Annotated in this window: 21 protein-coding genes and 1 pseudogene; 16 read left to right on the top strand and 6 right to left on the bottom strand. The window is 55.0% G+C overall.

All coding sequences use genetic code 11. From position 1 onward, the window contains the following. Positions 1–908: 908 nt before the first annotated feature. Positions 909–1121 (bottom strand): annotated as a pseudogene (locus tag ACCW71_RS13800) (IS3 family transposase); the annotation flags it as partial. A gap of 1283 nt (positions 1122–2404) precedes the next feature. On the opposite strand from ACCW71_RS13800, the gene alsE reads away from it, so the two are divergent. From alsE to ACCW71_RS13850, 10 genes are all read left to right on the top strand, one after another. After that, complete coding sequence (gene alsE, locus ACCW71_RS13805; RefSeq protein WP_436372221.1) at positions 2405–3082, top strand: D-allulose 6-phosphate 3-epimerase; 678 nt, start codon at positions 2405–2407, stop codon at positions 3080–3082. 133 nt (positions 3083–3215) lie between these two features. Then, a complete protein-coding gene (gene tkt / locus ACCW71_RS13810; protein WP_436372223.1) occupies positions 3216–5207 on the top strand; it encodes a transketolase in 1992 nt (663 codons plus the stop codon). A 73-nt stretch (positions 5208–5280) separates the two neighbouring features. Then, a complete protein-coding gene (locus ACCW71_RS13815) occupies positions 5281–5739 on the top strand; it encodes a PTS sugar transporter subunit IIA (protein ID WP_436372225.1) in 459 nt (152 codons plus the stop codon). 61 nt (positions 5740–5800) lie between these two features. Next, positions 5801–6112 carry a PTS fructose transporter subunit IIB gene (locus ACCW71_RS13820; RefSeq protein ID WP_436372226.1) on the top strand — a complete coding sequence of 104 codons (312 nt, stop codon included), beginning with the start codon at positions 5801–5803 and terminating at the stop codon, positions 6110–6112. 43 nt (positions 6113–6155) lie between these two features. Then, a complete protein-coding gene (locus ACCW71_RS13825; RefSeq protein WP_436372228.1) occupies positions 6156–7262 on the top strand; it encodes a PTS fructose transporter subunit IIC in 1107 nt (368 codons plus the stop codon). Between the two features lie 397 nt (positions 7263–7659). Next, positions 7660–7977 carry an ArsR/SmtB family transcription factor gene (locus ACCW71_RS13830; RefSeq protein WP_436372230.1) on the top strand — a complete coding sequence of 106 codons (318 nt, stop codon included), beginning with the start codon at positions 7660–7662 and terminating at the stop codon, positions 7975–7977. Then, positions 7974–8504, top strand: coding sequence for a rhodanese family protein (locus ACCW71_RS13835; protein ID WP_436372232.1), 531 nt, complete (start codon positions 7974–7976; stop codon positions 8502–8504). Before ACCW71_RS13830 ends, ACCW71_RS13835 begins: the two co-directional genes overlap by 4 nt. 129 nt (positions 8505–8633) lie before the next feature. Continuing rightward, the gene (locus ACCW71_RS13840) at positions 8634–8879 is read left to right on the top strand and encodes a DUF2543 family protein (RefSeq protein ID WP_436372234.1); all 246 of its coding nucleotides are present in this window, start codon (positions 8634–8636) and stop codon (positions 8877–8879) included. A gap of 225 nt (positions 8880–9104) precedes the next feature. After that, entirely contained in the window at positions 9105–9593 is a 489-nt protein-coding gene (locus ACCW71_RS13845) for a cold-shock protein (RefSeq protein ID WP_436372236.1), read from the top strand. 298 nt (positions 9594–9891) lie between these two features. Beyond that, positions 9892–10746 (top strand): PA4780 family RIO1-like protein kinase, encoded by an 855-nt coding sequence (locus tag ACCW71_RS13850; protein ID WP_436372238.1) that lies wholly within the window; start codon positions 9892–9894, stop codon positions 10744–10746. Positions 10747–10810: 64 nt separating this feature from the next. On the opposite strand, the gene mgtU is transcribed toward ACCW71_RS13850, so the two are convergent. After that, positions 10811–10897 carry a magnesium transporter protection protein MgtU gene (gene mgtU / locus ACCW71_RS13855; RefSeq protein WP_436372300.1) on the bottom strand — a complete coding sequence of 29 codons (87 nt, stop codon included), beginning with the start codon at positions 10895–10897 and terminating at the stop codon, positions 10811–10813. A 10-nt stretch (positions 10898–10907) separates the two neighbouring features. Continuing rightward, a complete protein-coding gene (gene mgtA / locus ACCW71_RS13860; RefSeq protein WP_436372240.1) occupies positions 10908–13610 on the bottom strand; it encodes a magnesium-translocating P-type ATPase in 2703 nt (900 codons plus the stop codon). A gap of 658 nt (positions 13611–14268) precedes the next feature. On the opposite strand from mgtA, the gene ACCW71_RS13865 reads away from it, so the two are divergent. The 6 genes from ACCW71_RS13865 (at position 14269) to speG (ending at position 19960) form a co-directional block, all read left to right on the top strand. Beyond that, positions 14269–15837: an ABC transporter substrate-binding protein gene (locus tag ACCW71_RS13865; RefSeq protein ID WP_436372242.1), complete on the top strand. Its 1569-nt coding sequence runs from the start codon at positions 14269–14271 to the stop codon at positions 15835–15837. Then, positions 15837–16889, top strand: a complete 1053-nt coding sequence (locus tag ACCW71_RS13870; RefSeq protein WP_436372244.1) for an ABC transporter permease — start codon at positions 15837–15839, stop codon at positions 16887–16889. Before ACCW71_RS13865 ends, ACCW71_RS13870 begins: the two co-directional genes overlap by 1 nt. Beyond that, positions 16886–17743: an ABC transporter permease gene (locus ACCW71_RS13875; protein WP_436372246.1), complete on the top strand. Its 858-nt coding sequence runs from the start codon at positions 16886–16888 to the stop codon at positions 17741–17743. The genes ACCW71_RS13870 and ACCW71_RS13875 overlap by 4 nt, the downstream gene beginning before the upstream one ends. Continuing rightward, the gene (locus ACCW71_RS13880; protein ID WP_436372248.1) at positions 17733–18563 is read left to right on the top strand and encodes an ABC transporter ATP-binding protein; all 831 of its coding nucleotides are present in this window, start codon (positions 17733–17735) and stop codon (positions 18561–18563) included. The genes ACCW71_RS13875 and ACCW71_RS13880 overlap by 11 nt, the downstream gene beginning before the upstream one ends. Continuing rightward, positions 18556–19233 (top strand): ABC transporter ATP-binding protein, encoded by a 678-nt coding sequence (locus ACCW71_RS13885; RefSeq protein WP_436372250.1) that lies wholly within the window; start codon positions 18556–18558, stop codon positions 19231–19233. The genes ACCW71_RS13880 and ACCW71_RS13885 overlap by 8 nt, the downstream gene beginning before the upstream one ends. A 181-nt stretch (positions 19234–19414) precedes the next feature. Then, positions 19415–19960 carry a spermidine N1-acetyltransferase gene (gene speG, locus ACCW71_RS13890; protein WP_060680779.1) on the top strand — a complete coding sequence of 182 codons (546 nt, stop codon included), beginning with the start codon at positions 19415–19417 and terminating at the stop codon, positions 19958–19960. Here the strand turns inward: speG and ACCW71_RS13895 are convergent, their stop codons facing one another. The 3 genes from ACCW71_RS13895 to mmuP form a co-directional block, all read right to left on the bottom strand. Then, the gene (locus tag ACCW71_RS13895) at positions 19961–20380 is read right to left on the bottom strand and encodes a hypothetical protein (protein WP_436372252.1); all 420 of its coding nucleotides are present in this window, start codon (positions 20378–20380) and stop codon (positions 19961–19963) included. Positions 20381–20465: 85 nt separating this feature from the next. Beyond that, positions 20466–21401, bottom strand: coding sequence for a homocysteine S-methyltransferase (mmuM, locus tag ACCW71_RS13900; RefSeq protein WP_436372254.1), 936 nt, complete (start codon positions 21399–21401; stop codon positions 20466–20468). Next, positions 21391–22800 (bottom strand): S-methylmethionine permease, encoded by a 1410-nt coding sequence (mmuP, locus tag ACCW71_RS13905; RefSeq protein WP_436372256.1) that lies wholly within the window; start codon positions 22798–22800, stop codon positions 21391–21393. Before mmuP ends, mmuM begins: the two co-directional genes overlap by 11 nt. Positions 22801–22803 lie beyond the last annotated feature (3 nt).

The following is a 22803-nucleotide window of genomic DNA, read 5'->3' on the forward strand; positions in this document are numbered from 1 at the left end:
AATTGCATATAGCCTCTCTTGCCCGCCCCCAGAGAGGCCCTAAGTCACTTTTGCGGCCAGAGGGGCATTTCCGGTACTTTCTCGGTCATAAACCCTGAAAAAGTTCCTGATGATTCCGGCAAATCTGCATTTGTATGCAATGAGAATTTTTCTACATAGATTAGTGAAAGTGGATGTTGGAAATGTCCGCTATTGACACAGGCTGTGTGAAAACTCTGACCTAAAAAAACAGTTTTCACACAGCCTGTGCACAGAGCGTACAAGTGACCGCAGAAGCGCCCAATAATTTTAAATCATGTATAGCGGCCTCGGAAAGCCTTTATCATCTTGGCTAAGGTGATCACTCTTAGTGCACACTAGTGTACCCCCCCCTAAAACCCCTCACTACCTAAAGCCATGAATTTAATAAACAAAAACCAAAAGTGAACAGTGTGAACACTTTTCCCATAAATCATTTTATTTTGGATTTAGCGTCGGGCATTCGATATCCTTGCCCTGCCGTTCCGGTGTGTGACATCTAATAATTGGTACACGTTTAGGTACACGAATAAAAGTTGAATTGTCGGAAAATAATAATTTTCATAAGATTGCTTGGCCAGTTCAGACTCCGCCAGCCCTGTGATTACCAGAATCGTCAGAGAAAGGTCTGACAGCCCTGCGGACTTTTTGTGCCCTAAATTTATCCCGCGAAGTCTGAAGAGAACTCATCAAATCCGAACCCTTTAGCCCCATTGCTCTGCCCTGCCCCCAGGATTAGATACCACCTTCAGTCAGAAATGCCGGTTGGTTTTCTTCCATAGTTTCCGTTACGCCAGCCTCCAGCAAATTCAGCTGCTAATTTAGCGACGTATGTGGATGACACTTTTTATAATCCTGACTCCAGTCATTAATCATTTTCCAGGCAAGCACCTTCGTTCGAGATGCAGTTCTGTGATAAGCCCTGATAAATGTGCATCAGCAGCGGGACGCAGAGCCTCATAGCGGCAGGCAGACAGAGAGAGACACGCTGCCTCACAGCTGACTTCCACGGCTTCCCGCTTCTGAGAGGTCGTCAGAACTTTCGGCCCAGAGCCACCTGAAGCACCTCTATAGTCCAGCACGACTTTAGAGATCATAGACTTACCTGTTTTTTTCTGCGTTTTTCTCTCGCGCTGTCGTCCGCTGCTGACGTCTGCACGGATGCCCTCCTTTGGCCTGACCGGGCAGTCATTGAAAATGATGTTTGATTTTGGGCACATTGCCCGTCTGCAAAGTAATAACAAGGAGGGTTAATTGAGTTAGCGGTAACAAGAGATTTAACATCATTTCATGTTAGCGCTAACTTTGCGATGGAGATCACGGTAAACCGGCAAGTCATTCCACTATAGTAGGCTCACTTTCAACGCTATTGGGATATTTATGATTACAACCTGTTGACCAATCTAAAATATCCACATTGTGGTTTTAGTCAGCGGCTGGAAGCAGGATTTTGCATGATCTCCTTAGCCTTTATTGCGGAAAATTGACCAATGAAAAACATATTAAAATAAACATAACGATCAGGATTCACACGGTTTTATTACCTCTCACCTCCCGACATGGTGGTGATTTAATTATAAAAAAAGTTCTGGCTGCTTGCGAAAATCAATCAGGGAGTCGCTTTATCGTTGAAGTGCATGTGAAAAACCACTAAAGATCTTAATAATGAAATCGGGATTTTCACACCAATTCAACCCTGGCAAGAAGTAAAAGATATAATATTATTCTTAACGCTAAAGACATAGCAGAACAGCTGTCCAGCCATTCTAAACACATGGCTGGGTTGTATGAACTTATTAATAATAATGAGATGAAACAAATCCTCTATGGAACTCTCTGACCAGTTACTTTCGGTCATTTTGCACCATTCTATGCTGCATTTTATTATGCATGATGCATCAGGATTTACAGCAATACGGATTGATCTGTTTTCCCTGCTCGATTTATTTTTTCAGAAAAAAGTTTCCAACGTTATTTACGCAACGCTTAAAACCATCATGAGCTTTTTAGTATTAACATCCGGGCGGCGATTAATGCCACTACGTTAAAGATATTTGAGCATTCATCCCACATTCATGAGGATGGTACTAAATACTGATGCCATAACGGCACCGGAGCAGAAAAATTTCGGTATCACGACGGCGGGGCTACTCCGATTCAAACGGCGACCTTATGCCTGCACTGGTGGTGAACGTCGTCGGTAAGGAAGCTCATCAATTGAAGAACCGGAGGTACCTGAAGCGCGAAACGTTCTGCGCGATGGCTCCGCATATGGGCTCCTCTGGCTTCAAATGCCCCCAGGGCGATGCGGACTTCAGCGTTGCTGGCATCATTCCGGGGTAGATCGTGTCACTGTTTAACTAATTAATTCTTTTGGAGATGAAGTATGGCGGCTAAATTTTCGCCCTCATTGATGTGCATGGATTTAACACAGTTCAGAGAGCAGATTACAGCAATGAACAGCCGGGCTGATTTTTATCATGTTGATATTATGGACGGCAGCTATGTGAAAAACATAACGCTATCACCTTTCTTTATTGAAAATCTGAAAAAAATCACCCAGGTGCCGATTGATGTGCATCTGATGGTGAATCACCCGGAAGATATTATCCCAATGTGCATTGATGCGGGAGCCGATATTATTAGCTTCCATCCAGAGACGGCAAATAACAAAATCTTCCGCCTGCTGAATCAGATCAAAGATGCTGGCCGTCGCTGCGGTGTGGTGTTGAATCCCGCTACCCCGGCTGATGCGATTAAAGAGTACGCGCACCTGCTGGATAAAGTGACCATCATGTCGGTTGATCCGGGTTATGCAGGCCAGAAGTTTATTCCCGAATCCCTTAACAAAATAAAGCAACTTATTGAAATGCGTGAAACGCATGGTTACCACTACCTGACCGAGATTGATGGTTCCTGCAACGAGAAGACCTTTAATGTCATCTCCCGGTCCGGTGTCGACGTCTTTATTGTGGGGACATCGGGCCTCTTCTCTCTTGCGGATGATGTCAGCGATGCCTGGGATAAAATGGTCGAGATTTACCAGCGTGAAGTCGCTGCCTGAAATTGCCGTGTGCTGATCCGTAATGAGCCATTGCACAGAGCAAAGGATCTTATTAACCGGTATGGCTCTTTACCCTGGCGCTTAATTTTTACGGTTAAGAGTATGGTAACCCTGTTATATCTGGAGTTCCCTTATGACGACTCGTCGTACGTTAGCGAATGCTGTACGCATGCTTTCCATTGATGGTGTACAAAAATCGAATTCCGGTCATCCGGGCGCCCCTATGGGTATGGCTGACATCGCCGAAGTCCTGTGGCGTGATTTCCTTAACCACAACCCGCATAACCCTGCATGGGCTGACCGTGACCGTTTCGTGTTGTCCAACGGCCATGGCTCTATGCTGATCTATAGCCTGCTGCACCTCACCGGCTACGATCTGCCTATTGAAGAGCTGAAAAACTTCCGTCAGCTGCATTCTAAAACGCCAGGTCACCCGGAAGTGGGTTACACCGCAGGCGTTGAAACCACCACCGGCCCGCTGGGTCAGGGTATTGCCAACGCTGTGGGTATGGCGATTGCTGAAAAGACGCTGGCGGCACAGTTCAATCGGCCTGGCCACTCCATCGTTGACCACTTCACCTACGCATTCATGGGTGACGGCTGCATGATGGAAGGCATATCTCACGAAGTGTGCTCTCTGGCAGGAACCCTGAAGCTGGGCAAACTGGTTGCGTTCTATGACGACAACGGTATCTCCATCGACGGTCAGATTGAAGGCTGGTTCACCGATGACACCGCTGCACGTTTCGAAGCCTACGGCTGGCATGTTGTGCGTGGCGTTGATGGTCACGATGCTGATGCGATTAAACGTGCAGTAGAAGAAGCGCGCGCGGTCACGGATAAACCGTCCCTGCTGATGTGTAAAACCCTCATCGGTTTCGGCTCTCCGAATAAAGCAGGCACCCACGACGCTCACGGCGCGCCACTGGGCGAGGCGGAAATTGCGCTGACCCGTGAAGCGCTGGGCTGGAACTACCCTGCATTCGAAATCCCGTCTGAGATCTATGCACAGTGGGATGCGAAAGAGAGGGGGCAGGCGAAAGAGTCGGCGTGGAATGAGAAATTCGCTGCCTATGCGAAAGCGTTCCCACAGGAAGCAGCAGAATTCACCCGTCGTATGAATGGCGATATGCCGCCTGATTTCGATGCGAAAGCCAATGAACTCATCGCTGAACTGCAAGCCAGCCCGTCTAAAATCGCGAGCCGTAAAGCGTCTCAGAATACGATTGAAGCCTTTGGTCCTCTGCTGCCAGAATTCCTGGGCGGCTCCGCTGACCTGGCACCCTCTAACCTGACGCTCTGGTCCGGTTCCAGGCCAATCAACCAGGAGGCGGCCGGTAACTACATTCACTATGGCGTGCGCGAATTCGGCATGACCGCGATTGCCAACGGTATCTCCCTGCACGGCGGTTTCCTGCCATACACCTCTACCTTCCTGATGTTCGTTGAATACGCACGTAACGCCGTGCGTATGGCTGCGCTGATGAAACAGCGTCAGGTGATGGTCTATACCCACGACTCCATCGGCCTGGGTGAAGATGGCCCAACGCATCAGCCGGTTGAGCAGATAGCGTCATTGCGTCTGACCCCGAATATGTCCACCTGGCGTCCATGTGACCAGGTTGAAACGGCGGTAGCGTGGAAATATGGCGTTGAGCGTCGGGATGGCCCGACCGCGCTGATCCTCTCACGTCAGAACCTGGCGCAGCAGGCGCGTACCCCGGAACAACTGGCTAATATCGCGCGTGGGGGTTACGTGCTGAAAGATTGCGCAGGCCAGCCTGAGCTGATCTTCATCGCTACCGGTTCTGAAGTTGAGCTGGCCGTTGCGGCATGGGAAAAGCTGACTGCCGAGGGCGTGAAGGCGCGCGTGGTTTCCATGCCGTCCACCGATGCGTTCGACAGGCAGGATGCGGCATATCGTGAGTCCGTACTGCCTGAAGCGGTTTCCGCTCGCGTAGCAGTAGAAGCCGGTATCGCGGACTACTGGTTTAAGTATGTGGGTCTGAATGGTGCGATTGTTGGCATGACCACCTTCGGTGAATCTGCCCCGGCAGAGCGGCTGTTCGAGGCGTTCGGCTTCACCGTTGAGAATCTTCTCGCGCAGGCAAAAAGCCTTTTATAAACATCGTCATATCAATGGGCATATATTCACGCCTGTTGATAATCAATCATTAATTTATTAACCAGGGTGATTTATGGACATTTCGAATGTACTTAATGTAAACAATATCAATCTGAACATGATGGCCAGCAGTAAAGAAGAAGCAGTTGAAGAGTTAACGGATTTATTAGTACGTGATGGGGCCATCACTAATAAAGATGATTTCCTGAAAGATGTCTGGTTACGCGAAGAACAGGGCTCAACGGGATTTGAAAATCATGTTGCGATCCCACATGGAAAATCTTCAGGCGTTGCCCGTACGGCATTGGCGATTGGACGAACCCAACATCAAATCCCCTGGGAAACCATGGATGGCAGTGATGTTCGCTGCATTATCCTATTTGCTGTACGTTTAGCCGATCAAAATGCCAATCATATTCGACTGTTATCCCAGGTCTCGGGTTCATTAGCCGATGAGGAGATCATAGAAAAATTACTGCAAGAAAATGATCCTCAAGAGATCATTGAACTTCTGCTTCCTGAAGAGAAATAAATTACGCCTCAAATTACACTTTTTGTCCTGACCCCGAAAAAATCAACCCCGGAGAATACTCATGAACATTGTTGGCGTTACAGCCTGTACTGTAGGCATTGCACATACCTATATTGCGCAAAAGAAAATTGAATCAGCCGCCAAAAAAGCCGGGCACAATGTAAAAATTGAAACGCAAGGCACTATAGGTATTGAGAATGCTTTAACCGCTGAAGAGATCGCGCAAGCTGACATCGTTCTGTTAGCCGCCGACGTTAAGGTTTCAGGTGAAGAGCGATTCGCTGGCAAAAAAGTTGTTAAAGTACCGACAGAGACCGCCGTAAAATCGCCCAATAAGCTTATTGAGAAACTCAGTGAATTAGTAAATTCATAACTTCTACCTATGCGTATCCTGTGTAAATAAAAGGGCGTACCTTATGAATATAAAAGAAATATGGAAATCAGCAAACCCTAAAGGTCATCTGCTGACTGCCATCTCATATTTGATTCCGATTGTCTGTGGTGCTGGATTTATTATCGCAATCGGCATGGGTTTTGGGGGAACGGTTCAGGACGCCTTAGTACCGGGCCAATTTGATCTGTGGCAGGCCTTAGCCACCATGGGTGCCAGGGCCCTCGGACTGCTACCCGTGGTTATTGCTATCGGCATTTCTGGTTCAATTGCCGGTAAGCCCGGTATTGCTCCGGGTTTTGTCGTAGGTCTGGCGGCGAATACTATTGGTGCGGGTTTTATCGGCGGCATGATCGGCGGCTACATTTCCGGCTATATTGCTGTTGCTATCATCAAACATGTTAAGGTTCCTGGCTGGGCTCGCGGTTTAATGCCGACATTGATTGTGCCCTTTTTCGCATCTATTCTCAGTGCCCTGATCATGGTCTATATCATCGGTACACCTATTGGTATCTTTACCGATGCGCTCACCTCGTTCCTGAGAAGCATGGGCACTTCATCTAATTTACTGTTAGGTGCTGTAATTGGTGCATTATGTATCGTCGACTTTGGCGGACCCATCAATAAAACGTGTTTCGCATTTGTTTTAACTCTCCAGGCACAGGGGATAAATGAGCCAGTCACTGCTCTCCAGTTAGTCAACACAGCCACACCTATTGGTTTCGGACTTGCCTTTTTTGTTGCCAGACTTTTTCGCAAAAACATCTATAACAATGAAGAGATAGAAATGTTGAAGTCAGCAGTCCCTATGGGGATTGTGAATATTGTTGAAGGTTCTATCCCTATAGTGATGAATGATATTGTTCGCGGTATTACTGCTGCTGCAATCGGTGGAGCTTGTGGCGGTGCAATCACCATGGTTTATGGTGCAGATGCAACGGTGCCTTTTGGTGGCGTTTTGATGATTCCCACAATGTCACATCCAATGGCGGGTATCATGGCATTGCTGGTTAATATAGTCGTCACGGCTACTGTCTATGCCATCATCAAAAAAGACGTTCCTCGTGATGTAATCGTAAACAGTGATCATGAAGAGGAAGATATTGATTGGGATGATATTAAAATAAGCTAAATATCTCATCGGGTCTGTTTCAGACTGAGCCTGTGTGAGGGGTGCAGATGAATCATTGCATCCCTCACCGAAAGGAACTACTCCTGTGATGATACTCAGAATCCGCATCACTGGATGACACAATAAATCCCGGTAAATAACTCTTTCTGATTAAATAAACACCTTTAAGCTGCCCTTTCCTGCCCGTCGTGCTCTGCCCCAGACGCATGCTCGCCTGGGGTTTCAAAGCTACAGGGCTGTGGGTGTCTCAGCAGAATCGCATCCTGCCCCACTGCGTCAGCCAGATTCTCTTCGGCGATGAGCCGGACTGCCTTCCCTTCCACCTCAAAATCCTCTCCTTGCTTTACGCCGCCACTTACTTTAGATTTATCTAAACTTAGAGAAAACTAAACAAACCATGAAACAGACCAATATTGCGTTTTTGCAGGAAGGGGCCACTCAGGCGACCAGACTTCTTAAGTCGATGAGTAACCCCAACCGATTATTGATTCTCTGTACGCTTATAGACTCACCGGGAACGCCAGCGGGCCAGTTAAGTCAGCTGACCGGATTAAGCCCTTCGGCAACCTCACAGCATCTGGCGAGGATGAAAGAAGAGGGTTTGATTGAATGCTCGGCAGATGAGCAGCGCAGAAACTATTTCATTAAAAATGAATCGGTTAAGAAAGTTATCGCCACCTTAAAGGACATCTATTGCCCGGAGGATTTACCATGACCGTACAAACCGTCACCCCTTCAGAAGCGCGGCAACTCATGCAAAACGGCAGCACGCTGGTCGACATCCGGGAGCCTGCTGAATTTCTGCGGGAACGCATTCCCGGCGCGATCTCGCTGCCGTTATCCGACATCCTCGCTGGCAAAAAAATCGCAGAGCAGCCTGCGCATCACCCGGTGATCTTTCACTGTTTAGCCGGTTCACGCACCGCTCAGCATCAGGATGCGCTGATCGGAGCCGCAGCTCCTGCCCCGGTTTTTTTACTGTCGGGTGGCATTAACGCCTGGAAAAGTGACCGGCTTCCGACCGTTGAAGACAAAAAATATCCGCTTCCCATCATGAGACAGGTTCAGATTGTCGCCGGAATAGTGATCCTGACCGGGGTAGTGCTGGGGTACGCCACCGATAAAAACTTCTTTCTTTTATCAGGATTCGTGGGTGCAGGTCTGCTTTTTGCTGGCGTGAGTGGCTGGTGTGGAATGGCGATGCTGCTCTCCCGGATGCCCTGGAATAAGGTTAATCCTTAATGGCGGCAAATCTGGAGGTGAGGCCCGAACCGCTTGTTCAAACTCACCTTTACAGCCCCATCACAAAAACGAAATAATATCGCGCCAGAAGGCAGCCTCAGAAACCCTCGTTAACTTAGCGGACCTGTTATGAACACTGAAATCTCCCTTAAATATTATGACGTCGCCGATGAGTATGCGACGGAAGCCGCTAAGCCGGTGAGCGAAGCGGAACGCACTCCACTGGCGCACTACTTCCAGCTGCTGATCACCCGCCTGATGAATAATGAAGAGATCAGCGAAGAGTCACAGCAGGAGATGGCCAGTGAAGCGGGCATTGATGCGCAGCGCATTGATGATATCGCGGAGTTCCTGAACCGCTGGGGCAACGAATAACCTGCCCGGATGATCCGCGAGAGAAACCGCTCCCGGATCATGCTTTCCCGCCCTGCCAGCGCTTCCCCTTTTCTGCTCCCGCCGCCCTGCCCTAACGCTTTGCCCGCCCCGCCGCCGGTTGCTCTCACCGCCATCAGAAATTATCATTCATACTGATGTAGTCTGCGCAGGCATTGTGTTTTACACTGCGCGCTGTAAAAAACTGAGTAGATTGAGCAGGCAAAAATGGCGATGAACGGAACGATCACAACCTGGTTTAAAGATAAAGGTTTTGGCTTTATCAAAGATGAAAACGGTGATAACCGCTATTTTCATGTGATTAAGGTCGCCAATCCTGATCTGATCAAGAAAGATGCGGCGGTGACTTTTGAACCCACCACCAACAACAAAGGCTTGTCCGCTTATGCGGTAAAAGTCGCGCCGGAAAGCAAATACATCTATATCGCTGGTGAGCGGCTCAAAATCACCTCGATTAAGTCCTTTGTGGTCTACAGCGAAGAGGTGCCCGCCGATACCGGAATCGATAAAGAGCACACTGTGCTCTCGGTCGGGGCGCTGCTGAATAATATCCGTCCCAAATCTGACGCGAAAGCGGCGGAGATGCGCTCGCTGAAAAAGCTGGCCGTCACCACCTTCCAGGGCACGACGCTGATCTTCTCTGAAGATGAAATTGACATCGAAAGCACGGTAAAAGTGCTTAACGGGCTGAAATAGGCCCGAAATCTGTACCAGCAGGCCAGGATTGCGGTAATGCTGGCCTGCTGCCTAACCGCATCAACGTCAGCGCCCTTCCCTGGCGCAATCCCGCCAGCAGACGCCGTCAGTTCTTTACCGCCCACCCGCTTCGTCTCATCAGTTGTTTCGCTAGTACAACGAAAAACGCCGGCCTTAAAGGATCCTCTGCCCAAAAACTTTTTCCAGGGTAGACTTAAAGACTTTGTTCACGCATTGCCACTGTTTTCCATCATCGCAAATTGATACGAAAAGCGGGTGAAATAAGGTATAAAGCCGCATGAAAATCCCAAACAGAATCCAACCTCTGGTCGATGACGGCCTGATTGACGATGTGCTCCAGCGGCTGAAAAGCGGCAAGGAAGCTGACGTCTATACCGTGCTGTGCGGTGACAAGGTGCAGTGTGCCAAAGTCTACAAAGAAGCCACCCAGCGCAGTTTCAAGCAGGCGGTGCAGTATCAGGAAGGACGCAAAACCCGTAACAGCCGTAACGCCCGCGCCATGCAGAAAGGCACGAAATTTGGCCGTAAACAGCAGGAAGAGTCCTGGCAGACCGCCGAAGTGGATGCCCTGTTCCGCCTGGCTAACGCCGGGGTGCGCGTGCCGCAGCCTTACCTCTGTATTGACGGTGTGCTGCTGATGGAGCTGGTCACCGATGCCAACGGCTCCGTCGCGCCCCGCCTCAGCGATGTCACGCTGTCGGAAGAGGAAGCCGTCGCTGATTTTACCACCATGATCCGCAACATCGTCCGCATGCTGTGTGCCGGTATCGTTCACGGTGACTTATCCGAGTTCAACGTGCTGCTGGATGACCAGGGACCGGTAATTATCGACCTGCCCCAGGCGGTGGATGCGGCCGCCAACAACCACGCCGAATCGATGTTCGAACGTGATGTGAACAACATCACCGCTTACTACGGTCAGTTCGCCCCGCAACTGTTGCAGACGCGCTATGCCAAAGAGATCTGGCAGCTGTATGAAGATGGCAAACTCACCCCGGAAATCGCGCTCACCGGCCGGTTTGTCGAAGAGGAGCGCACCGTGGATATGGATTCGCTGCTGGATGAGATCATCACCGCAGAAGATGAGTATTACGAGCGTCAGCGCGCCAGCCGGGAGCGCGACGAGCAGTAAGTTCAGGCCACGCCGCTCAGTGCCGCTATAAAAAAGGGCAGCGAATCAGCTCGCTGCCCCTGAATTAGCGCAGAATCACCGTCAGCAGAATCAGCGCCACGCCGATTAGCATCACGGCGACAAAGACCTTATCAACTCCGCCATATTTCATCGCCGCCTCCCTAGAACCACTGACCAAAGCGACGGATGTAGCAGCGCTTCATCCCCTGCGCCACCAGGCAGTAGCTGAACAGCGTCAGCAGCAGCCAGGGGAAATATTGCCAGGGCAGCGGCACCAGTCCGACCATCGCGCCGAGCGGCGAGAAGGGGATCAGGATGCCCAGCGCCATCACCGCCAGGGTGGTCAGCATCACCGGCAGGGTCGCGCGGCTCTGAATAAACGGAATCTTGCGGGTGCGCAGCATATGCACCACCAGCGTCTGCGACAGCAGCCCCTCAATAAACCAGCCCGACTGGAACAGCGACTGCACGCCCGCATGATTGGCACCGAAGATAAACCACATCAGCGCAAAGGTGGTGACGTCAAAAATCGACGAGGTCGGGCCCATCCACAGCATAAAGCGTTTGATATTACCGGCATCCCATTTGCGCGGCTTATTCAGAAACTCACGGTCTACTTTGTCCCACGGCAGCGCCAGCTGAGAGACGTCATACATCAGATTCTGAATCAGCAGATGAATCGACAGCATCGGCAGAAACGGAATAAAGGCGCTGGCGATCAGCAGCGAGAAAACGTTGCCGAAGTTCGAGCTGGCGGTCATGTTGAGATACTTGATGATGTTGCCAAAGGTCTCGCGTCCTTTGAGTACCCCCTCATTCAGCACCTGCAAATCCTTCTCTAGCAGGATGATGTCGGAGGACGCCTTAGCCACATCCGCCGCGCTATCCACGGAGATGCCGGTATCGGCCGCCCGCAGCGCGGGTGCGTCGTTGATGCCGTCGCCGAGGAAACCCACGGTGTGTCCGTTCTGTTGCAGCAGGCGCACCACGCGCGATTTCTGCAGCGGCGTCAGCTGGGCGAACAGGGTGCAGCGCTCCACCTGCTGCGCCAGCTGCATGTCGCTCATGGTCTCAATCTGGTCGCCGGTCAGCATGTTGGGATCGCTCAGCCCGACATCCGCACAGACCCGTTGCGTCACCAGCGGGTTATCGCCGGTCAGCACTTTCACCGCCACGCCGCTGTCGCGTAGTGCCTGAATCGCCCTCCCCGCACTGGCTTTGGGCGGATCGCGGAAGGTCAGCATCCCTTCGATAATCAGATCGCGTTCATCACTTTCACTCAGCGGGCTCTGCACTTCCTCATCGCGGGTTGCCACCAGCAGCACCCGATAGCCCTGCTGATGATAGCGCTCGGTCTGCGCCAGCAGCGCCGCACGCTGCGTCGCATCCAGCGCCACGGTCAGTGCGCCCTGCCGTACAGCGATACTCACGGCCAGCATCTCCTCCACCGCCCCTTTGCAGATCAGCCGGGAACGATGCTGCGCCAGATCTTCCACCAGCACCGAGACCCGACGGCGGCTGAAGTCAAACGGCAGCTCATCGACCAGATGGAAGCGGCTGCGCTGACTCTGTGAAATCACCTTGTCGCCCGCGCAGAGCACGGCACGATCCATCAGGTTTTTCGCCCCGCTCTGGCTGCCGCTGTTCAGCCAGGCCAGCAGCAGTACCCGCGCATCCTGCGCCCCCTGGCTATTAAGGTGATGCGCCAGCAGGATGGTGTCCTGTGTCAGCGTCCCGGTTTTATCGGTGCAGAGCACATCCATCGCCCCCAGGTTCTGAATCGCGTTGAGCCGTTTCACAATCACTTTACGCCGTGACATCGCAATCGCGCCTTTGGCCAGGTTAGCGCTGACAATCATCGGCAACATTTCCGGGGTCAATCCCACCGCCACCGCCAGCGCAAAGAGCGTGGCGTCAAGCCAGTCGCCTTTGGTGAAGCCGTTAATCAGCAGCACTACCGGCACCATCACCAGCATAAAGCGGATCAGCAGGCGGCTGACGCTGTTCACGCCGCGGTCAAAAGCGGTCTGCGGACGGCTGCCGGTGAGCGATGAGGCTAGCGATCCAAACCAGGTCTCCCCGCCGGTGGCGACCACCACGGCGCGGGCGGTGCCGCTGGCGACGCTGGTGCCCATCAGACAGATGTTATCGGATGCCAGCAGTTCCTGATCGGTTTTACCCTGCGGATCGATGCCCGCCTCGCGGCGATGTTTCTCCACCGGCAGCGATTCGCCGGTCAGCACCGCCTCACTGATATAGAGATTACGCGCACTCAGCAGCCGGACATCGGCAGGCACCTGATCGCCGGTGCTCAGCAGGATGATGTCGCCAGGCACCAGTTCACGCATATCCACATCGTGACGCTGGGCGGTGTCGCTGCCCTCCTCGCGCCGCAGCACGGTCACCTGGCTGCGCACCAGTGACTGCAAAGCCTGCGCGGCGCGGTTGGTGCGGAACTCCTGCCAGAAGCGCAGCAGCCCGCTCAGCGTCACCATGGTGGAAATGATGATCACCCCGGAGAGATCGGTCTCCTGACCGGCACGCAGCGGCAGGATGTAGTCGGTAAACAGACTCACCAGCGCCAGGACCAGCAGGACATAGATAAAGGGGTTGTTAAACGCCATCAGCAGCTGAACCAGCGCTGGCGGTGCTTTTTCATGTGCCACTTCATTCGGGCCATAGTGCGCCAGCCGCTGAGTCGCCTCGGCGTGGGTCAGCCCCTCGCGGTTGCTGTGCACATTGGTCAGCGTGGTGTCATCTGACAGACCCGCCTCACGGGTGATAGCGAAAACTTTTTTAGTTTTTTTAGTGGTCGGGGTGTGGCCGCTGTTGAGCGCCAGCTGTTCCAGTTTCATGTCGGTCATCTCGACATCTCCCTGATTTAAAGCAATAGTCGTCCGGCACACAAATAACGTATGCGGTTAAGTACAGGCATTGCCGGATTATTAAAGCGGATGACCTTCGGCAATACTCTCTTTTTCCCGCCACTGTTCAGAAATAACGGGATAAAAAGGTGACTGCGAGGCGCAATTAATGCGTCGCTTTAATAATCCGGTGATCGGCTTTCGGGCGCAGCCTGAGCTACGCCAATCGGGGCGGAGGGAAAAGGGCTAAGATAAACAGCAGCATAACGTACACTCCCCTGGATATAAGGGTGATCAACAAGGAGCGCAATCGTTATTTAAAGAGAGGATTGCTGCCCGCCGGTTGGCAAGCAGCGAAGAAAATTCAGCTTGCCAGAATAAAAGTAAATTTCGGGTGACTGTCCAACTGAATTCTCCTGAAGTAATTTGCCGCTATTATAAAGAAAGAAAAGAGGCGGTAAAGCGATAGCGGCGTGAATAAGCGTTTCGTTGAGCTTTTGTTTCTGCTCAGGTGGCTGCGGCGTTCACCGCACGGCTACACTCTTATAACCACAACCTCACCGTTATAACTTTTTGACATATGATTAGCCCATATTCGACTATTCTTCGCATCAGCCCTTTCGTAAACTCGCGTAACTTTCTAAGGCAAGGAAATTTCATGAAAACTATAATTCCATCACTGCTGGCGCTGACGCTGGCTGCCTCCTTTACAGCCCAGGCCGCAACACCGAAAGATACGCTGGTGATTGCTCAATCGACTGACGACGCAGACAGCTTTGACCCGGCCAAAGGCTTTGAACTGACCAGCGTGCAGGCCTTTACTAACATCTATCAGCGCCTGGTGCAGTCTGACCCGCAGAACCCGGTGGACCTGAAGCCGACGCTGGCGACCTCATGGCAGCCCGGCAGCGATAACCGCAGCCTGACCTTTGAGCTGCGCAAAGGGGCGAAGTTCTCCACCGGCAATCCTGTGCGCCCGGAAGATGTGATCTTCTCGCTGGGCCGCGTGGTCAAACTGAACCTCGATCCCTCCTTTATTCTGACGCAGCTCGGCTGGACCAAAGATAACGTCGATGGCTTCCTGAAGAAGGTCGATGACAATCATGTGCAGATCAGCTGGACCGCCAACGTCAGCCCGACCTATGTGCTGAGCCTGCTCTCTGCGCCGGTTTCGTCAATCGTCGATGAAAAAACCGCGATGGCAAACGCGAAGAACGGTGACTTCGGCAATGGCTGGCTGGCGACCCACTCCGCGGGCAGCGGTCCTTACCAGATCCGCAAAGTGGTGATGCATCAGGTGGTGCTGCTCAGCGCCAACCCGACCTCACCGGCGGGTGCGCCAAAGATGAAAAACATCCTGATCAAAAACGTCCCGGAGCCGGCGGCGCGTCGTCTGCTGCTGGAACAGGGTGACGCCGATATTGCCCGTAACCTGGGTGCCGATCAGATTGCGGCGCTGAAAGGTAAGCCGGGAGTGAAGACGGAAGCGATCCCAATGGCGTCGCTCTACTACATCCAGTTCAACATCGGTGCTAACGAGACGCTGAAAAATCCGGCGTTCTGGGAAGCGGCGCGCTACCTGTGGGATTACAAAGGTATCGCCAACGAATTGCTGAAAGGCCAGTTCGACGTGCATCAATCTTTCCTGCCGAAAGGTTTCCTCGGCGCGCTCAACGACACGCCTTACAGCTACGATCCCGAAAAAGCCAAAGCGATTCTGCAAAAAGCGGGGCTGACCAACGTCAGCTTCAAACTCTCTACCAGCAACCAGCCGCCTTATCTGGATATTGCGCAGGCGTTGCAGGGCAGCTTCGCTAAAGCGGGCGTGAAAGTGGAAGTGGTGCCGGGTCTGAGTTCCGAAGTCTCCACCAATGTAAAAGCGCACAAGTATGAAGCGACGCTCAACGCCTGGGGTTCAGACTACTTTGACCCTAACACCAACGCCGCCTCCTTTGCCTATAACCCGGAAGATGGCAGTAAAACCATCGCTTACCGTTCCGACTGGCACATTCCCGAGCTGAACAAGCAGGTGATTGCGGCCACGGCCGAGAGCGATCCGCAAAAACGTGTCGCGCTCTACCAGGCGATGCAGCGGGAAGTGATGAAGAGTTCACCTTATGTGATTGGGATGCAGGCGAAGAATCTGATCGCCCTGCGCGACAATCTGAAAGGCTATGTGCAGGGCATTAACCCGGATATGGTCTATTACTCGCAGGTCACTAAGTAATGGCGCAGTCTGTTCCTTCAGCCGGGTTCGCCCGGCTTTTTTGGCAGCGTGGCGGGCGTCTGATCGGCAGCGTGCTCTCGCTGCTGGTCACGCTGCTGGGCCTGCTCGCTTTCACCTTTATGCTGTCGCATCTCTCGCCGATCGATCCGGTACAGCAGATCGCTGGCGATCACGCCAGTGAAGCGACCTATGCGCAGGTGCGGCACGATCTCGGTCTCGATCAGCCGGTGCTGATCCAGTTCGGACGCTATGTGCAGCATCTGGCACAGGGCGATCTCGGCGTCTCGCGGCTGACTAATCAGCCGGTCAGCGGCGACCTGATGACCACCTTTCCCGCCACCATCGAGCTGGCGAGCTGCGCGATGATCTTCGCGGTGGTGTTCGGCGTCAGCCTGGCGCTGCTGGCGGCCTGGAAACCGGGCAGTTGGGTCGATAACCTCGCCCGCTTTATCTCGCTGCTCGGCTATTCGGTGCCGGTGTTCTGGCTCGGGCTGCTCGGTCTGCTGCTGTTCTATGCGGTGCTGCACTGGTCCGCCGGACCGGGACGGCTGGATGACATCTGGGTCTATACCCTGGAGCCAAAGACCGGCTTTGTGCTGATCGACAGCTGGCTGTCAGGTGACCCGGAGATGTTCCGTAACGCGATTGCGCACCTCTGGCTTCCGGTGGTGATCCTCGGTCTGCTGGCGATGGCGGGCATCACCCGCCTGCTGCGTGCGGCGCTGCTGGAAGAGAGCAGCAAAGAGTATGTGGTGCTGGCGCGGGCCAAAGGCGCGGGCCGGGTGCGCATCCTGCTGCGCCACATCTTCCCTAACGTGCTGGGCACGCTGGTGACGGTGATCGCTCTCTCCTACGCCACGCTGCTGGAAGGCTCGGTGCTGACCGAAACCGTCTTTGCCTGGCCGGGCGTGGGTCGCTACATGACCAATGCGCTCTTCTCCGGCGATGTGCCGGCGATCCTGGGCTCCACCCTGTTGATCGGCGGCTGCTTTATTTTGATCAACACCCTGGCGGATGTTTTAACCTGGTTAACCGATCCGAGAACCCGATGACGCAACAACTCTCTGAAATTGAAACGCTGCGACCCCGCCGTCGCCGTCAACGTGTGACGTCGTTAACCGTTGGGCTGACGCTGGTGGCGATCCTGATCCTGATGGCGCTGCTGGCACCGCTAATCGCGCCGTTCGACCCGAATGTGCAGACTATATCGAGCCGGCTGCTGGCCCCTTCGGCACAGCACTGGTTCGGCACCGACGGCTTTGGCCGCGATCTGCTGTCGCGGGTGATTTACGGTGCCCGTCCGACCCTGCTGCTGGTGTCGCTGATCCTGGTGCTGACCATTCCGGCTGGCCTGCTGATTGGCATTACCGCCGGTTACGTCGGCGGCTGGACGGAAAAAGTGCTGATGCGCATTACTGACATCTTCCTGTCGCTGCCCAACCTGGTGATTGCGCTGGCGCTGGTGGCGATCCTCGGCCCTGGCCTGATGAACGGTGCGCTGGCGCTGGCACTGACCAGCTGGCCGCCGTTTGCCCGCCAGGCGCGCGCCGAAACTCTGGCGCTGCGCCGCAGTGACTATCTTGCCGCCGCGCGGATGCAGGGTATTACCGGCTTCCGCCTGATGTTTGGCCATATTCTGCCGCTCTGTCTGCCTACCGCGGTGGTGCGCGCCGCGCTGAGCCTCGGCGGGATTATCCTGGCCGCCGCCGGTCTCGGTTTCCTCGGAATGGGCGTTCAGCCGCCGACGGCAGAGTGGGGTTCAATGGTCGCCGAAGGCAGTAAAGTGATCTTCGACCAGTGGTGGGTTGCCGCCGCCCCAGGCGCTGCGATTCTGTTTGCCAGCCTGGCCTTTAACCTGACAGGCGATGGCCTGCGCGACCGACTGGATACCCGTCATGCAAAATAATCTGCTCTGTGCCGAGGGGCTGACCATTCGTAGCGACGATGCGCTGCTGGTCGATAACATCAGCTTTTCGATTGGCCGTGAGCGCGTGGCGCTGGTCGGTGAGTCCGGTTCCGGCAAGTCCCTGACCGCCCGCAGCCTGATGGGACTCCTCTCGCCCGCGCTGCACTTACAGGCCAGCCAGCTCCAGGTGGCCGGTGAAGATGCGCTGACCCTGAGTGAGCGGCACTGGAATCAGCTGCGCGGCAACCGCGTGGCGATGGTGATGCAGGACCCGAAATATGCCCTGAACCCGACGCGCACCATTGGCTGGCAGGTAGAGGAGCCGCTGATCCTGCATCGCCGTCTGGGGCGTGCCGAGCGCAAAGAGAAAGTGTGCGAGATGCTGGACGCGGTCGGCCTGCCCGATCCGCACCGGCTGATAAAACAGTATCCGCATCAGCTCTCTGGCGGCATGGGCCAGCGCGTGATGCTGGCGATCGCCCTGATCACCGATCCTGACTTTCTGATTGCCGATGAGCCGACCTCCGCGCTGGATCATGCGATGCGCGATCAGGTGCTGGCGCTGATCCGAGGGCTGGTGGAGGCGCGCAATATGGGCCTGCTGCTGATCAGCCACGACTTACAGCAGGTGTCGGAGCATTGTGAACGGGTGATGGTGATGTACAAAGGCCGCTTGCTGGATACGCTGCCCGCAGCCGATCTGCCGCGCGCGACCCACCCCTACACCCGCACGCTGTGGGCCTGTCGTCCGGGCAAAGCGACCCACGGAGAGAGATTACCGGTGCTGGATCGCGCCGCGCTGGAGGCGAATAATGATTGAGTTACAGAATCTCAGCGTCGCCCACAAACAGGGCTATGAGCTGCGCACCGTGGTGCATGAGGTGAATCTGACCGTCAACGCCGGTGAGTGCTTTGGTCTGGTCGGTCCATCCGGCTGCGGCAAGTCGTCGCTGCTGTGGGTGCTGGCCGGTCTGAATCCACACTGGCAGGGCCAGATGCAGCTGGCCGATCACGAGGTTCAGCCAGGCAAAGCCTTTACCGGCGCACTGCGTCAGGAAGTGCAGATGGTGTTCCAGGACCCTTACGCCTCGCTGCATCCGCGTCACCGGCTGCGCCGTACCCTGGCGGAGCCGCTGAAGCTGCTGAAACGTGACAATATCGATGACCGCATCGACCAGGGTTTCCGGCATGTCGGGCTGGACCCCGCCTTAGCCGATCGCTATCCGCATCAGCTCTCCGGCGGTCAGCGCCAGCGCGTCGCCATTGTGCGCGCTCTGCTGTTGCAGCCGAAGATCCTGCTGCTGGATGAGCCAACCTCGGCGCTGGATATGTCAGTGCAGGCGGAGATCCTCAATCTGCTCAACGATCTGAAACAGCAGGATGGCCTGACGATGGTGCTGGTCAGCCACGATCCCGACGTTATCGATCACATGTGCGATCGGGCGGTGCGCATGGCGCAGGGCCGCATCATCGAACAGATCGGCGCCTGATCGCTGCCGGACGGCCCCTGCAAGCCGTCCGGCACTCATCTCCCCTCCCCACACTCTCCCCTTCTCCGCCAGCGACAAACGCGCCGGCTGCACGCCATCCTGTGACCGCGGGCAGCGCAGCGGCAGACGAGTGCGGTATACTCACGGCAATTTTCAGCCGTTTTTAAACAAGGAGAAGATCATGACGGTAAAACTGCGACCACTGGAACGGGAGGATCTGCACTTTGTCCATCAGCTGGATAACAACGCCAGCGTGATGCGTTACTGGTTCGAAGAGCCTTATGAGGCATTTGTCGAGCTGTCCGACCTCTACAACAAGCACATTCACGATCAGACTGAGCGGCGCTTTGTGGTGGAGCATAACGGGCAGAAAGCGGGACTGGTGGAACTGGTTGAAATTAACCACGTCCACCGCCGCGCCGAGTTTCAGATCATTATCGATCCGGCCCATCAGGGCAAAGGGCTTGCCACTCAGGCGGCGAAACTGGCGATGGATTACGGCTTCTCGGTGCTGAATCTCTATAAGCTCTACCTGATTGTCGATCAGGAGAATGAAAAAGCGATCCACATCTACACCAAACTCGGCTTCGAGATCGAAGGGGTGCTGAAGCATGAGTTTTTCATCAACGGCGAGTACCGCAACACCATCCGCATGTGCATTTTCCAGCACCAGTATCTGGAACGCCATAAAACGCCAGGCGGCATGGTGAAGCCGACCGCGCAGTAATCAGCCGCGCGCGCCAACCGGGTTCATATAGGGCTGCGGGTGTTCCGGTTTGAGGTCGTACATGCCGCCATAGAAAGGATCGACCAGCAGCCAGCCGGGGAATCCGCCCAGCGGAATGTTACCCAGCAGATACCAGAGGTTGGCGCGCGCTTCGATTGGCACCGTCACCGGCACATAGCCCGGACTTTCCAGCATCAGCAGGTAGTGCTTTTTGCCGAAGTAGCGCCCGGTCGATTTCGCCAGTTCAACGGTCTGCGGAGTGAAACCCTGCGCCACGGCGAATCCGCGCTCATCCTGCACGGTAAAGCGCGCCCCCTGCGGCAGGGAGTCGATGCGTACCAGTTGGGTTTCATTGCCGACAATGGTGGCGCAGCCGCTAAGCAGCAGCGCGGCGGCCAGAGCCAGAATTCGCTGTTTCATGAAGGGGTCCACAAGGTGATCAGTGATCACAGTGTAGACCGCCACTGATATGGCAATCGGGCTATCATCGCCCGATTCAGCCAGCTTATTGCGGTTGACAAGCGCGGGCGATGGCCGCGATGTCGTTGGGTGAGGTGCGGCAGCAGCCGCCAATCAGCTTCGCGCCCGCCTGCTGCCACTCATCCAGCTTATCATGCAGCGTGCAGCCCGAGGGCGCAGAGTGCCAGGTTTTGCTGCCAGCGTCATACTGCTCGCCTGAGTTGGGATAGACCACCAGCGGCTTATCGGTCAGCTTCTGCAACTGTTGCAGCGCGGGCGTCACGCTTTCAAGCGCCACGCAGTTGATGCCGAGCGCCACCACCTGCGGCTGCTGATTCAGCCAGCTCACTACTTCTGACAGCGGCGTGCCGTCGCTGATGTGCCCGGCGTCACGCAGGGTAAAGGTGAACCAGGCGCGGCCTTCAGGAAACTCAGCCAGCAGCTTCACCAGCGCCTGCGCTTCGGCAAACGATGGCAGGGTTTCGCAGGCCAGCAGATCGGCTCCCGCCGCCAGCAAAGCCTGCACCCGCGGGCGGTGAAACGCCATCATCTCCGCTTCCGGCAGCGCATAGTCACCGCGATATTCCGATCCATCCGCCAGAAAAGCGCCATACGGACCGACCGAGCCCGCCACCAGCAGCGTTTTCGCGTCGGGCCGCACCGCCAGATAATCATGCCGTGCGCGGCTGGCCAGCGCGACGCTCTGCGCGATCAGCGCCAGCGACTCCGCCTCACTCAGACCGCGCGTGGCGAAGCCCTGCGGCGTCGCCTGGTAGCTGGCGGTAATGGCGCAGCGTGCGCCAGCGACAAAATAGTCGTAATGCACCTGATAGATCAGCTCAGGATTTTCCATCAGCACTTTGGCTGACCATAACGCATCGGCCAGATGACAGCCGCGCGCTTCCAGTTCGGTCGCCAGTGCGCCGTCCAGAATCAGCAGCGGGGATTCAGACAGCGCCTGCGCCACAGGGTTATGCGACATCGTTGGCCTCCTCAGGCTTCGGGGATGATTTATGAGTCAGATGGTAAGCGGCATAGCAGAACAGCACAAACGGGATGCCACACCACAGGGCGATACGCTGGGTCGGATCGAATGCCAGTCCGACACAGGCCAGCAGGCAGAGCAGAAAGCCGAGCACCGGCGTCAGCGGATAGAGCGGCGCACGATAGGCGAGATCGGCCAGCGATTTCCCCTGCTGCACATGGCGGCGACGGAAAACAAAATGGGAAGCGCAGATGCTGAGCCAGACCGCCACCACCGCAAAGCCGGAGATCGCCGACAGCGCGACAAACACCGTGTCGGGCGCGACCACGCTGGAGATCAGCGCCAGCAGACCGCCGATCATACTGACGGTGATCGCCAGCAGCGGCACGCCGCGTTTGTTTACTCTGGCAAAGGCGCGCGGCAGCGTATTCTCATTGGCCAGCGACCAGAGCATACGTCCTGAGGCATAGAGACCGGAGTTGGCCGCAGAGAGGATAGCGGTGAGGATCACAAAGTTGATGATGTCCGCCGCCCAGGGCACGCCGATCTTTTCAAACACCAGCACAAAAGGACTCTTCACAATTCCGGCCTGATCCATCGGGATCAGCGCCGCCAGCACAAATACCGTGCCGATAAAGAAGATGATCAGCCGTGCCACCGTGGTACGGATCGCCATTGGCACCACTTTTTCCGGCTGCTGGGTTTCACCGGCGGCGATACCGATCAGTTCGGTGCCGGAGAAGGCGAAGTTTACCGCCACCATGGTCATCAGAATCGGCAATACCCCGTTCGGCAGCCAGCCGTGCGCGGTGAGATTACTCAGGCCCGGCGCGGGCGTGCCATCTTTCATCGGGATAAAGCCAAACATCGCGGCGGCCCCAAGCAGGATAAAGGCGATGATGGTGACCACCTTAATCAGCGAGAACCAGAACTCTCCTTCGGCGAAGAAGCGGGTGGAGATGACGTTAAGCAGATAGATGGCGCAGCAGAAGACCAGACACCAGACCCAGACCGGGACCTGCGGGAACCAGTACTGCATACAGAAGCCGGCCGCCGTCAGGCTGGAGCCGAGCGCCACCGTCCAGGTCAGCCAGTAGAGCCAGGCGACGGTGTAGCCGGTGGCCGGGCTGAGATAGCGCGCGGCATAGACGTGAAACGCGCCGGTTTCCGGCATCGCCACTGACAGTTCGCCCAGGCAGACCATCACCAGCCAGACCACCAGCGCGCCAATCAGGTAGGCGAGCAGCGTCCCCGCCGCGCCGGTGGTGGAGATGATATAGCCGGTGTTAAAAAACAGGCCGGTGCCGATCACGCCGCCCAGCGATAACATCACCAGATGGCGCACTTTCATGGTGCGTTTAAATTGTTGCTGCGAGGGAGTTGGCTGTTCGCTCATCAC

This window comes from Pantoea sp. C2G6, assembly GCF_051336815.1.
GTDB lineage: Bacteria > Pseudomonadota > Gammaproteobacteria > Enterobacterales > Enterobacteriaceae > Pantoea.